Below are 13,256 nucleotides of genomic sequence, written 5' to 3'. Positions count from 1 at the left end.
GCCACACGAGGAGACAACCATGCGGCTTGCCGGAAAAATCGCCATCGTCACAGGCGCGGGTTCGGGTTTCGGCGAGGGCATCGCCAACACCTTTGCCCGCGAAGGCGCGCGCGTCATCGTCAACGACCTGAATGCGGAGGCGGGCGAGCGCGTGGCCAGCGCCATTCGTGTGGCCGGTGGCGATGCGCATTTCGTGCAGGCCGACGTCTCGAACGGCGATTCCGTCGCCAAGCTGCTGGGCGCCACGCTTGCGCGCTATGGCGATCTTCACATCGTCATCAACAACGCGGGCACCACGCACAAGAACAAGCCGATCCTGCAGATCACGGAAGACGAGTTCGACCGTGTGATGGCCGTCAACGTAAAGAGCATCTACTGGACTGCGCGCCACATGGTGCCGCACTTCCGCGAGCGCGGCGGCGGCGTGTTCGTCAACGTGGCGTCCACCGCCGGGATCCGGCCGCGGCCGGGACTCGTTTGGTACAACGCCAGCAAGGGGGCCGTCATCACGGCCAGCAAAGCGATGGCGGCGGAGCTTGGCCCCGACAAGATCCGCGTGAACTGCGTCAACCCGGTGATGGGCGCCACGGGCCTCATCGAGCAGTTCATGGGCATGCCCGATACGCCCGAGAACCGCGCGCGCTTTCTGGCGACGATCCCGATGGGGCGGCTGTCCACGCCGCAGGATGTGGCCAATGCGTGCCTGTATCTGGCGTCGGACGAAGCCGAGTTCATCACCGGCGCGTGCCTGGAGGTGGACGGCGGGCGCTGCGTGTAGGCATCAGTGCAGACCCTGCCGCCGGGCGGCTTGGCGATGCCGCGCGAGAGGGCGCAGAATGCGGTGGCGGTTCTGATGGACCGATGTGGCGGCGCCGACCAGGGACAAGAAAGCGCTGCGACGCAATGCAATCGGTCTGATTCCACGACAAGACAGGAGACCCGATGGCCACCAACACCCCACCGCTGGGTAGCGCGAGCACGCTGCCGCAATCCGCAAGTGATTTCGAAGAAGCCACCTACCGCAAGGTGACGTGGCGTCTGGTTCCGTTTCTGCTGTTGTGCTACGTGGTCGCATATCTCGACCGCGTCAACGTGGGCTTTGCCAAGTTGCAGATGCTCAACGACCTCAAGTTCAGCGAAACCATCTACGGCCTGGGCGCGGGCATCTTCTTCATCGGCTACTTCCTCTTTGAGGTGCCGAGCAACGTGATCCTGCACCGCGTGGGCGCGCGCATCTGGATCGCGCGGATCATGATCTCGTGGGGCATCATCTCGGCAGCCATGATGTTCGTGACCACGCCGTCCATGTTCTATGTGATGCGTTTCCTGCTGGGGCTGGCCGAGGCCGGTTTCTTCCCCGGCATCATCCTGTATCTCACCTACTGGTATCCGGCACAGCGGCGCGGGCGCACCACCACGTTCTTCATGACGGCGGTGGCGCTTTCGGGGGTGATCGGCGGGCCGCTCTCGGGCTGGGCGCTGAAGAGCTTCGCCGGTGTCTATGGCCTGGCCGGCTGGCAGTGGATGTTCCTGATCGAGGGCATCCCGTCGGTCATCATCGGCATCGTCGTGCTGCTCTATCTGGATGACCGCATCAGCCACGCCAAGTGGCTCACCGGCGATGAGAAAGCCCTGCTCGCCCGCAACGTGGCAGCAGAAGACGCCGACAAGGAAGACCCGCCCATCAGCACCGTGATGGCCAGCCCGCGCGTGTGGCTGATGAGCCTGATCTACTTCACCTTCGTGATGGGCCTGTACGGTGTGAGCTTCTGGCTGCCGACGCTGATCAAGCAGACGGGCGTGGCCGATCCATTGTCAGTGGGCTTGCTGACGGCGATTCCGTATGGCGCGGCGGTGCTCGCCATGATTCTGGTCGCCCGCAGCTCCGACCGCACGTGTGAGCGCCGCTGGCACATCGCCATTCCCGCCGTCGCGGGCGCGGTGGGGCTGGTGCTCTCGGCCGTGTGGCACACCAACACCACACTGGCCATGGCCGCGCTCACACTCGGCACGATGGGCATCATGGTCACGCTGCCGCTGTTCTGGAGCCTGCCGACCGCCTTCCTGGCCGGCACTGGCGCCGCCGCCGGCATTGCGCTGATCAACTCGCTGGGCAACCTGGCGGGTTTCCTGAGCCCCTACGCCGTCGGCTGGCTGAAAGACGCCACCAAAAGCACCGATTCCGGCATGTACATGCTGGCCGCGTCGATGGTGCTGGGCGCGATCCTCACGCTTTCCGTGCCTGCGCGGATGGTGAACAAGTAAGACCGCCCCGGACTTGCGCCACCGTTGCGCGCGGTGGCGCCTTCCCTCCGCTTTTCCGGCACGCTCCCATTCCTTTCCGTTGCATTACGGCCAACCGGTTTCTGTCGAATTCCCATATTGCGACTCATTCTTATTTACTCTAGCCTGCCCTCTCCTCGAACCGTCACGCACAAGGAGACCGCATGCTGAAGATCACCGTCGCCGCCCTGGCCATCGCCTGCTCCACGAGCGCGTTTGCCGGCGCCAAATGCGCCAAGCACCCGAAGAACGAATGGATGCCCGAGGCAGAAGCCCAGGCCAAGATCAAAGCGGAGGGCTATTCCATCAAGAAGTTCAAGGTGGATGGCAACTGCTATGAGATCTACGGCACCAACAAAGACGGCAAAAAGGCCGAGATCTACTACGACACCAAAACGCTGGAAGTCGTGAAATCCGAGATCGAGAAGTAAATCAGTGGCACCAGAGTCGCCAACATGCGTGCCGGTGTGGGACCGCGTTGTTCGCATCACGCATTGGAGCGTGGCGGCGCTGGTGCTGTGGGACTTGTTTGAAGATTCCGGCGGCCCCCTGCACCGCAACCTGGGCTATGTAGCTGCCGCATTGGTTGCACTGCGGTTAGCGTGGGGCGTGGTGGGAGGCGTGAACGCGCGCTTTGCCACGTGGTGGCCGCGCCTGTCGATCCTGCGCCGCTATGCCACGTCGCTGCGGGCAGGCACACCGATGAAGTTTGCGAGCCACAACCCAATCGGTGCGCTGGGCATGCTCGCCATGTGGGCGCTGATCGTCGCGCTGGCCGTGACGGGCTGGCTATCGCGGCTTGATGGGCTCTGGGGTGAGGACTGGCCGCGAGATCTGCACGCCTGGCTGGCGTACACATTGGCCGCGCTGGTGGCTGTGCATATCAGCGCAGCGATTGTCATGAGCCTGCTGCACAAGAACAACCTCATCCTTGCGATGCTCACGGGCAAGAAAAAGCGCCACGACTAGCGCGGCGCTCTATCCGATTTACTTGACTCCGATTTACTTGACCGCCAACAGCGCACTCTGCCGGTAGTGGCGCTGGGCCTCTTCCATGCGTTCGGTCTGCTCATACATCTGTGCCAGCGCCAGATGCGCATGGGCGCGCAGATTGCCGGAGTGATCAGCGTCTGCATACTTCAACGCAGACTCGAGGTTCGACTGCGCCTTGCCCCAGAGTTGCTCCTTAAAGCACAGCATGCCGAGCGTGTAAAACAAGTCGGCATCCACTGGATGCTGGGCGAGCCATTTCTCTGCTTGCTGGATCAGCGGCAGCGCCTTGCCGGGCACGGCGCAATCGGCATAGCGGCGGATCAGGCGGCCATCCCAGTGGGTCTTCAAGCCGTCTTCGACGATGCGCTTGGCATCATCGGTGCGGCCAAGCTTTGCGAAGTACAGCGCCGCCTGAGACGCAATGCGCGGCGAGCGGCGCTCTTCGGTGGTCAGTTCACGCCAGAAACCGTTCAGCGCATCGGCGTCGTGGCGGCGCTCGGCCAGCAGCGTTTCGCACGCCATCTGTTTAAGACGTGCCGCCAGCACTGCATGGATGGCGTTGCGCTTTTCCAGCGCGCGCGTGAGGCGCAGCACTTCGCCCCAGTTCTTCAAATGCTGGTGCGCGCGCAGGGCGATGCGTTGTGCCTGAATCTGGCGTGAGCCCTGCGATTGCAATTGCGCGATCTTCTCCAGCGCGCCTTCCGCATCACGCGCGTCAACCAGCAGTTCGGCCATCGACACCAGCTTGGCTTGCTCGCGATCGGGTGAGGCGACTTCAGCCATCCACGCGTCGCGGCGTTCCGTCTCCTGCATGCGGTGCGCAGCACGGGCGCCGATGAGCGCCGCGGTTTCGCGCTGCACTTCCCAAGCTTGTGCTTCACGCGCCTGGCGCTCGGCATGACCGAAACGACCGGCAAACAGGCTTTCCATCGCCTCACGCAGCGCTGCCGATGCCTTCAGGATACGGTTGCGCTCGCGATACGCCGCCGCACGTGCGGGCATGCCCGCCACATGGTGGAACAGGCGCATCACCAGATGCAGCGCCACGAACGTCACCAGTAGCGCCGCCAGCACGAAATTGAGCGACATCTCCACCCGGTACGGCGGGTAGAACAGCACAACGTTGCTCAGGTTGAGTTCGGTAAACAGCGCCAGCCCGACGGCGGCGGCAAACAGCAGCGCAACCCAGAATACCCAGCGCATGCTCACTCCTTGCCCGAACCGCGCACGGCGGCAAGGCTGTCAGCCAGCGTCGGCACCTGCAGCGTGCCAACCATCGTGCGCACTTGCGCCAGCTGATTCTGCACCGTGCTCACGCGCGAAGACTGCGTGTCGAAGTAGCGCGCGAGCAGCGTATCGGCGCGGCCCAGGTCTGCGTGAAACACGGCGTCGTTGCGCGAGAGCAGCGCCAGACGCGCGTTCATCAAGCGCAGCTTGAGGTTTTCACGCAAGAACCAGGCTTGATCGGAAGACAGCAGCAGTGCCTCGGTCTGGTCAACGCGGCGCACCTGCACGATCTGGCCGAGCTCGCTACGCACGTCGTTCCACAAGCGGCCCCACCACGCGCGCACCCCAGCCGACCACCCCGGGTTTGCGGGCACCGACGCGGCTGGCTCCGATGCGCCGGCATGCGCCTTGGCGTTCTTTGTCGATTTGGCAGCTGCATGCGGCGCCTGCGCGGCCTGTTCTGCATCCAGCGGCTGAGCCGACGAGATGAGCGGCAGCGTATCGACCGCGTTGATGGCGTCATCCAGACGCAGCGCAGCGCCTGCCAGATCAAACGACGGCATTGCCTTGAGTTTGGCCATGTCGCGCGAAACCGCACGGCGCACGGCATTGAACTGCGGCTTGTCGAGCGTGGCCAGGCGGGCGTCAACGGTTTGCAGCGCAGCCAGCGCGCCGGGCACGTTACCGGTCAATTGCAGTTGTTCGGCGGCCACCTCCAGCGAGCGCTGGATCTCGGCGCGCTGCCAGTCGTCGCGGTTGCGCAGGAGGTCTTGATTGGCCTGCTCCAGCGTGGTCTGACGATCGCGCGTTTCAACGGTGCGGGCATCCAGTGCGCCGAACTTCTGCTGCAACTGGGCGACGGCGTCCTGGTCAGCGCGCGAAAGCACGCGCATCTCCTGCGCCAGGGCTTCGTTCAGCTGCGCGCGCTGACGGATATCGCGCGCAAGGCGTTCGTTGCGTACCTGCAGCGCTGCCACGGCAGCCACCACAACGACGAGCACCACCCAGATCAACCAGCCGCCACGGCGCGGCGCGTGGTTCACGGTCATGCTGGGGGAAAAGGCAGCAGGCGCGGGCGCCGGGCTCGGCTTGCCCACCTCTGATGCAGCGGATGCAGCGGATGCAGCGGAAGCCGAAGCAGAAGCGGGGGCGGACGAGGGAACGGGAGTCTGCGTCACGGTGGAAGAAGAAGGAGAAATATTCGATTCAGCCGACGCCGCAGCAGGTGCCGCCGGTACCGGCGTTGGCGCTGGCACGGGGCCTGCCCAGGCCAGCACGCTGGCGAGCAGTTGGTCATCGCCGGCACCGGTCAGCGTCACGTCGCGAAAACCCAGCGACTTGGCCTGTTCGACGATGCGGGCGTGCGAAGCAAAGGACGGCGCCCCATGCAGTATGTCGAGATCAGCGGGCGACAGATTGGCACGAGCCAGTTCATCGAGATTGCGAACGGCCTCGGAGCTGGTAAGCGTCCAGGCATGGCGAGAAGAAAGCACGGCACGCAGCGCCAGCCATGCAGCAGCGTCGGGCACGGGCACGCTGCGGCGATAGGCCTCCACCGTGCGGACCGATGCACCGGCCTCGCGCAGTTGATCGGCCAGCCATTCACGGCCACCGTTGCCGCGCACGATCAGCACTTCACGGCCACGCAGCGACGGCACATCCAGCCGTGCGTACAGCGCTTCGGAATCCTGGCGTGCGTCGTCAGCGTGCGTGTCGGGCTTGATCACGCGATGCGCGGGCGGCGCGACACCGTGCGTAGCCAGCGCCTGAGCGCTTGCGGGGCCCACCACGGCCACCGGCACTTCCTGCGGCCAGCGGAACCCTTCGGGCATGGCGGCAAACGCCTGCTGCACAGCATTCGGGCTGACGAACACGACCAGCGCATAGCGCGACGGATCGCCCAGCGCGGCGCGCAGGTCACTGAGATTCGGCGTCGGCGCAATGTCGAGCAGCGGAAACTGGTGCGTGCGCAGACCGTGGCGCTCAAGCGCCGCCACCAGCATGGGCGCCTGCGCGCGCGGACGCGTGACCACCACCAGGGGCGGGGATGCGGCAGGCGCGCTGGACGCGGGCGATGACAGTGGCAAGTGATCGTCCATGGCGTGCCGTGGGGATTAGGTGGCGGGCGGGGCGTCAGCGCCCAGCATGGCGAGGATGTCGCGCGCGCCACCTGCCAGCATCTGCTGGGCAACGCGCACGCCCAGTGCATCGGCTTCGGCCAGCGTGGACGGTGTGGCTTCGCCATCGACGGCAAGTTTGCGGGTGCCGTCTTGCGAGGCAACGAAAGCGCGCAGGCGCAGCGTACCGGCGTCCGACCACTGCGCGAACGAGGCCAGCGGCACCTGGCAAGACCCGCCGAGGATGCGCGAGACAGCGCGCTCGGCAGTCACGGCCAGCGCCGTCGGTTGATCATGCAGTGGCGCGAGGCAGGCCTGCACATCTGCGCGATCGGCGCGGATTTCGATACCGAGCGCGCCCTGCCCCGCAGCGGGCAACGATTCTTCTGGCGCGATTGTGCTGCGAATGCGTTGGGCCAACCCCAATCGCTTGAGCCCGGCAGCGGCCAGGATGATCGCAGCGTAGTCGCCCCGGTCAAGCTTGCCCAGGCGCGTATCGAGGTTACCGCGCAGCGGCTGGATGACCAGATGCGGGAACCGCGCACGCAGCGAAGCCTCACGGCGCAGGCTGGACGTACCCACCACGGCGCCGGCCGGCAGCGAGGCCAGATCGGCGTAGTCGTTGGAAACAAAGGCGTCGCGAGGGTCTTCGCGCTCGAGGATGGTCGACAGCGCAAAGCCGTCCGGCAGCTCCATCGGCACGTCCTTGAGCGAATGGACGGCCAGATCGGCCCGGCCCTCGGCCAGCGCGACCTCCAGTTCCTTCACGAACAAACCTTTGCCGCCCACCTTGGCGAGGGAGCGATCGAGAATCTGGTCGCCGCGCGTGGTCATTCCAAGGATGGACACGTCGCACGCGGGATAGTATTTTTGCAATGCAGCACGCACGTGTTCGGCCTGCCAGAGGGCAAGCCGGCTTTCGCGCGAGGCAATGACGAGCTTGCTCGGCGCCTGGGCTGCAGGAGTCGTTGCAAGCTGGGATTCGACGGGAGTCGGGTGGGCGTTAGAAGACATGCGGCAATGGTAGCACGCAGCTTTTTCGCGACAGTCCGCCCATCACGTCGGGATGATGCAGAAAAGAGGGCCGCTCAGGCACCTTACCGATCCAATCTAGGAGACACCATGACGCAGCCCGCCGCGCGCCGCGCTTCCTCGCGCGCGACCCCCGCCCGCAAGGCATCCGCCGTGCCGCCCAAGACCAGCAAAACCGCCAAGGCCACAGCAAAGCCGACAACCACGCCAGTCGCCAAAACCAAAACCAAAACCAAGGGCAAGGGCAATGGCACCGCCGAGGCCAACGGCGCGTCACTTGGCCCCGCGTTGGGTCCCATCGCCCGGCGCTCGTCGGGCAGCGCTGCGGCCAAAGATCAGCCGTTGAAGGAAGACATCCGCTTCCTGGGGCGTCTGCTGGGCGATGTGCTGCGGGACCAGGAAGGCGGCACCGTCTTCGAAACGGTTGAAACCATCCGCCAGACCGCCGTGCGCTTTCGCCGCGACGGCGACCGCCAGGCCGAGCAGGAACTCGACCGGCTGCTGAAAACCCTGTCGCGCGACCAGACCACGTCGGTCGTGCGCGCGTTCAGCTACTTCTCGCACCTGGCGAACATCGCCGAAGACCAGCACCACAACCGCCGCCGCCGCGTGCATGCGCTGGCCGGATCGCCGCCGCAGCCGGGCAGCCTGATGCGCGCGCTGCTGTCGGCCGCCGATGAAGGCCTGTCAGGCGACGTGCTGCGCCGCTTTTTCGAGACCGCGCTGATCGTGCCGGTGCTGACCGCCCACCCGACCGAAGTGCAGCGCAAGAGCACGCTTGATGCGCAACGCGAAATCGCCCGCCTGCTGGCCGAGCGCGACGCACCGCTCACCACGCGTGAGCGTGATCGCAACACCGCGCTGCTGCGCGCCCACGTCACCAAGCTGTGGCAGACGCGCATGCTGCGTACCACGCGCCTGATGGTGGCCGACGAAATCGAAAACGCGCTGTCGTACTACCAGACGACGTTTCTGCGCGAGATTCCCGCGCTGTACCGTGAGCTGGAAGAGGACGTGGCCACCGTGTTCCCGCGTCGTGGCGCACGCGGCGAGCCCGCACCGCTGCCGCCCTTCTTCCAGATGGGCTCGTGGATCGGCGGCGACCGCGACGGCAATCCGTTTGTCACGGCAACGACGTTACGCGACGCCGCGCGCAAGCAGGCGAGCGTGATCCTGGCCTGGTACCTGGAAGAGATTCACGCGCTCGGCGCCGAGCTGTCAATGTCGACCTCGCTGGTGGACGTGAGCACTGAGCTGCAAGCGCTGGCCGAGCGCTCGCCCGATCATTCCGAGCATCGCGTGGACGAGCCGTACCGCCGTGCGCTGATCGGCGTGTACGCACGCCTGGCCGCCACCTGCCGTGAGCTGACCGGTGAAGACGCAGGCCGCCACGCTGTTGGCCCCGCACCGGCCTACAACAATGCGGAAGAGCTGCGCGCCGACATCCAGATCGTCATCGATTCACTGGCCGCGCACCACGGCGAGGTGCTGGCCGATGGGCGGCTCGCCTCATTGGCACGTGCGATTGATGTGTTCGGCTTCCATCTGTCGTCGATCGACCTGCGGCAGGTGTCGGACGTGCATGAAGCGACCGTCGCCGAGTTGCTGAAGGTGGCCGGTGTGGAAGGCGCGTACGCCGCGCTATCCGAAGCTGACAAGCGCACGCTGCTGCTGCGCGAGCTGCAACAGCCGCGCGTGCTGACGCTGCCGTTCCACACCTACAGCGAACAGACCACGTCGGAGATCGACATCTTCCGCGCCGCGCGCGAGGTGCGGGCCCGCTACGGCAACCGCATCGTGCGCAACTACATCATCTCGCACACCGAGACGCTATCCGACTTGCTGGAAGTGATGCTGCTGCAGAAGGAAGCCGGCATGTTCCGCACCGGTGCCAATGGCAGCGGTAGCGCGGCGCTGGACGTGATGGTGATCCCGCTGTTTGAAACCATTGAAGACTTGCGCAACGCTCCCGAGATCATGGGTGACCTGCTCGCCCTGCCCGGCTTTGATGCGGTGCTGGCCGCGCAGGGCAACGAGCAGGAGGTCATGCTCGGCTATTCGGATTCCAACAAGGACGGCGGCTTCCTCACCTCTAACTGGGAGCTGTACAAGGCCGAGCTGGCGCTGGTGGAACTGTTCGAGCGCAAGGGCGTGCGCCTGCGCCTGTTCCACGGCCGCGGCGGCACGGTGGGCCGAGGAGGCGGCCCAACCTATCAGGCCATCCTGTCGCAGCCGCCGGGCACGGTGAACGGGCAGATCCGCCTGACCGAGCAGGGCGAGATCATCTCCAGCAAGTTCGCCAACCCCGAGATCGGCCGGCGCAACCTGGAGACCATCGTTGCGGCCACGCTGGAAGCCACGCTGCTGCCCACGCGCAACCGCCCGAAGGGCCTGGAAGAGTTCGAAGCCGCCATGCAGGCGCTGTCGGACAACGCCTTTGCCGCATACCGCAACCTCGTCTATGAAACCCCTGGCTTCAAGGATTACTTCTTCGCCACCACGCCCATCACCGAGATTGCCGACCTGAACCTCGGTTCACGCCCGGCCTCGCGCAAGCTGATGGACAAGAAGCATCGCCGCATTGAAGACCTGCGCGCGATTCCGTGGGGCTTCTCGTGGGGTCAGTGCCGCTTGCTTTTGCCGGGCTGGTTCGGCTTCGGCAGCGCGGTGCAGCGCTGGCTGGATGACGCCGGCAACGCAAAAGCCAAGGCCGCGCGCCTGGCCACACTCAAGCGCATGCACAAGCAGTGGCCGTTCTTTGCGAACCTGCTGTCGAACATGGACATGGTGCTATCCAAGGCCGACCTGAACGTGGCCTCGCGCTACGCGCAATTGTGCGAAGACCGCAAGCTGCGCAACGCGGTGTTCTCGCGCATCTCGGCAGAGTTCACGTTGACGGAACAGATCCTGTCGTCCATTACCGGGCAATCTGAGCGGCTGGCCGACAACCCACTGCTGGCGCGTTCCATCAAGAACCGCTTCCCGTACCTCGACCCGCTGAACCACTTGCAGGTTGAACTGCTCAAGCGCTTCCGTTCGGGCAAGACCGGCAGCGACAAGGTTGGGGCCAACGACATGCGCGTGCGGCGCGGCATCCATCTGTCGATCAACGGGATTGCAGCCGGCTTGCGCAATAGCGGCTAAAACAAGCGGTTAATCAGGCAGCCAGCGCGGTGGCGGCGGGCATTGGGATGACAGAGCTGGTCTGCCGCCGCGCCCAGGCCCACCCGCAACTGGTGCGCGTGCGGGCCTTGCTCGATTGCATCGTCGAAGCATTCGACGGGCACAAAAAAACCGCCACACCGTAACGAGCAACCGGTGTGGCGGCCCAACAAACCCTTTAACTGATGAACGCCACCGGCACCGGGTCTTCACCCAGCACCGAGAGCAGCACGGCCCAGTGCATCGCCTCGTCGCCCAGGATGCTGGCGGCAGCCTTGGTCAAATCTCGCGTGTAGAAATTCGGCATCACGCCCAGGTAGGCGGAGGTGGCGCCCTTCTCCAGCCCGGCAGCAAAGCGCAGCACGTCGGCCTGGTTCTTCAACTGGCTGACCGGAAAGTTGTATTCCGCCACCGTCTTCTCCATGACTGGCGTGCCGCCCAGCTTGGACACCGTGCCCGCCAGCACTGCCGCGTGCGCCTTGTGATGACCCTGGAATTTCACCGCCGTCGCCAGCACGGGCTTTTGCAGCAGGCCGCTTTCCGCGCCCACCTGATACGCGGCAATGGCCTGGTACTCCAGCCCGAGCGCCACATTCAGGATGTTGATGTCGTCTTTCACGCTGCCCGCTTGGGTCTGCGCCCAGGCCGGCATCGATTGCCCCAGCGACACCGCCGCCAGCGAGCCCAATGCCATCAGCCCCGGCGCACGCAGCAGCACGCGGCGGCGCGCATCAATGCGTGCGTTGTCACCATCGAACAGATCCATCTCTTTGGTCGTATCCATCGTCGGTCTCCTTGCATGTGTGGGGACGAAGCGCGACCCGCTTGATGCGGAGGTGCGAATCGCGGGCGTTTGCGCAGCGCCTGACCGCTTATACGCGGAGCACACCCAACTGGATGCAGACCGGACGCAAAAGCCACCGCGCGGCCCACGTGAATTCCCACGGTGGTCCAGGTTTCTTCCTACACTTTGGGCAGACCCCTCCACAAAGCCGCCCACGTGCTCACCTTCCAGCACACCGCCGCAGACCACGCCGCGCAAGACGCCGACCCACCGTCGGCGGCCGCGACAGGCCAGCCGCAAAATGCCGGTGCGCAAGAGTTGGCCGCCCTGCTGCAACGCATCGGTGTGGGCGATCGCGACGCCCTGCGCACGCTCTACGCACGCAGTGCCCCGAAACTGTTTGGGCTCGCGCTGCGTATCTTGGTCAGGAAGGATTGGGCCGAGGACGTCTTGCAAGAAAGCTTCGTCAACATCTGGCGCCACGCGGGCGATTACCGCCCGCACATGGCCGCCCCGATGACCTGGATGACCGCCATCGTGCGCAACCGCGCACTCGATTGCCTGCGCCGGCAGCATGCCGAACGTGTGCAGGAATCCGTGCCGCTGGACGAAACCTGCGCCGAAGCGCTGGTCGACCACGCCCCCGGTCCCGCTGACATCGCGCTCGCCGGCCAGCAGGCCCGCGCCCTGGCCGAATGCATCAAGCGCCTGGACCCGAAGCAGCGTGAGATCGTTACGCTGGCGTATCTGCGTGACTTGTCGCACAACGAGCTGGCGCAAGCGCTTTCGCTGCCGCTGGGCACCGTCAAATCCTGGATGCGGCGCGGCCTGGAACGCCTGCGCGAATGCCTCGGAGCGCCCTGATGGACCCGCGCCGCCACCCCGATCTTGCCGACAAGCTGGCCGCCGAATATACGGTCGGCACGTTGCGCGCAGGCGCACGCCGCCGGTTCGAGCAGTGGATCCGGCGCCATGACGATATCCGTGCGACCGTCGAGCGCTGGGAGCGTTACCTCGCTGACCTGCCCGCATTGCAGCCCGCCACGGCACCGCTGCCGGAAATCCTCTGCCGGGTGGAGGTGCAGCTCGGCTGGCGCGAACCAGCGCCGCCGCAGAACAGCCTCTGGCAACGGCTTTGGCAAGGCACCGGCTTCTGGCGCGGTGCCACAGTGGTTGCGGCAGGCCTCGCGGCCGTGGCAATCGGGTTGAACCTGCGGCTGTCGCAGCAGTTGCGCGAGGTGCCCGTCGCCAACGCGGTGGCCGTGCTGCAGGATGCGCAGGCCCAGCCGGCCGTCCTCGTCACCTGGGATGTGCGCACCAACACGCTGTCGATCAAGCGGCTGGATGCGACGCCGCTCACCACCGAACAGGCCTTGCAGCTCTGGGCGTTGCCGCCCGGCGAGCACCCGCAGTCACTTGGGGTGATCGGACACCAGCGTGCCGTGCGGCTGACTGTGGCGCAGCCGTTGCGGCAAGTGTCAGCGCTGGCCATCAGCGTGGAGCCGCGCGGCGGCTCGCCCAACCCGGACGGGCCGACGGGGCCCGTGGTCTTCAAGGGCGCACTGATCGGCAGCACGCCGTAGCCCGGCGGCTGAGGGGCTGAGCGGGCGATATAATCGCGGTTTCCTGAATTTGCGGCCCGAGCATTCTGCTGGCCG

General features: G+C 65.6%; 11 protein-coding genes. 7 read left to right on the top strand and 4 right to left on the bottom strand.

The window, feature by feature from the left end:
* The first annotated feature begins 19 nt into the window (after nt 1-19).
* From PSUB009319_RS09240 to PSUB009319_RS09225, 4 genes are all read left to right on the top strand, one after another.
* Nucleotides 20-778, top strand: a complete 759-nt coding sequence (locus PSUB009319_RS09240; RefSeq protein WP_124381918.1) for an SDR family oxidoreductase — start codon at nt 20-22, stop codon at nt 776-778.
* 164 nt (nt 779-942) lie between these two features.
* Nucleotides 943-2,265, top strand: coding sequence for an MFS transporter (locus tag PSUB009319_RS09235; RefSeq protein ID WP_124381917.1), 1,323 nt, complete (start codon nt 943-945; stop codon nt 2,263-2,265).
* A 182-nt stretch (nt 2,266-2,447) separates the two neighbouring features.
* Nucleotides 2,448-2,714, top strand: a complete 267-nt coding sequence (locus tag PSUB009319_RS09230) for a PepSY domain-containing protein (RefSeq protein WP_124381916.1) — start codon at nt 2,448-2,450, stop codon at nt 2,712-2,714.
* 4 nt (nt 2,715-2,718) lie between these two features.
* Nucleotides 2,719-3,252, top strand: a complete 534-nt coding sequence (locus PSUB009319_RS09225) for a cytochrome b/b6 domain-containing protein (RefSeq protein WP_260392921.1) — start codon at nt 2,719-2,721, stop codon at nt 3,250-3,252.
* A gap of 33 nt (nt 3,253-3,285) precedes the next feature.
* On the opposite strand, the gene PSUB009319_RS09220 is transcribed toward PSUB009319_RS09225, so the two are convergent.
* Genes PSUB009319_RS09220 through hemC form a run of 3 tightly spaced genes read right to left on the bottom strand, consistent with a single transcriptional unit; the run spans nt 3,286 to nt 7,634 of the window.
* Nucleotides 3,286-4,479: a heme biosynthesis protein HemY gene (locus PSUB009319_RS09220; RefSeq protein WP_124381915.1), complete on the bottom strand. Its 1,194-nt coding sequence runs from the start codon at nt 4,477-4,479 to the stop codon at nt 3,286-3,288.
* A gap of 2 nt (nt 4,480-4,481) precedes the next feature.
* On the bottom strand, nt 4,482-6,602 hold the full coding sequence (gene hemDX, locus PSUB009319_RS09215) for a fused uroporphyrinogen-III synthase HemD/membrane protein HemX (protein WP_124381914.1): 2,121 nt from the start codon (nt 6,600-6,602) through the stop codon (nt 4,482-4,484).
* Nucleotides 6,603-6,617: 15 nt separating this feature from the next.
* Entirely contained in the window at nt 6,618-7,634 is a 1,017-nt protein-coding gene (hemC, locus tag PSUB009319_RS09210) for a hydroxymethylbilane synthase (protein WP_124381913.1), read from the bottom strand.
* Nucleotides 7,635-7,742: 108 nt separating this feature from the next.
* On the opposite strand from hemC, the gene ppc reads away from it, so the two are divergent.
* Nucleotides 7,743-10,796, top strand: coding sequence for a phosphoenolpyruvate carboxylase (gene ppc / locus PSUB009319_RS09205; RefSeq protein WP_124381912.1), 3,054 nt, complete (start codon nt 7,743-7,745; stop codon nt 10,794-10,796).
* Between the two features lie 196 nt (nt 10,797-10,992).
* On the opposite strand, the gene PSUB009319_RS09195 is transcribed toward ppc, so the two are convergent.
* Nucleotides 10,993-11,598, bottom strand: a complete 606-nt coding sequence (locus PSUB009319_RS09195; protein ID WP_124381911.1) for a ferritin-like domain-containing protein — start codon at nt 11,596-11,598, stop codon at nt 10,993-10,995.
* A 216-nt stretch (nt 11,599-11,814) separates the two neighbouring features.
* Between PSUB009319_RS09195 and PSUB009319_RS09190 the strand changes: the two genes are divergently transcribed.
* Together PSUB009319_RS09190 and PSUB009319_RS09185 are read left to right on the top strand one after the other, a co-directional pair.
* A complete protein-coding gene (locus PSUB009319_RS09190) occupies nt 11,815-12,462 on the top strand; it encodes an RNA polymerase sigma factor (protein ID WP_124381910.1) in 648 nt (215 codons plus the stop codon).
* Nucleotides 12,462-13,181, top strand: a complete 720-nt coding sequence (locus PSUB009319_RS09185) for an anti-sigma factor domain-containing protein (RefSeq protein ID WP_124381909.1) — start codon at nt 12,462-12,464, stop codon at nt 13,179-13,181. The genes PSUB009319_RS09190 and PSUB009319_RS09185 overlap by 1 nt, the downstream gene beginning before the upstream one ends.
* Nucleotides 13,182-13,256: the final 75 nt, after the last annotated feature.

Origin of the sequence: Ralstonia sp. SET104 (assembly GCF_003851545.1) — a bacterium.
GTDB lineage: Bacteria > Pseudomonadota > Gammaproteobacteria > Burkholderiales > Burkholderiaceae > Ralstonia.
The sequence above is the reverse complement of the archived record's forward strand: the minus strand, read 5'-3'. Positions and strand labels throughout refer to the sequence as shown.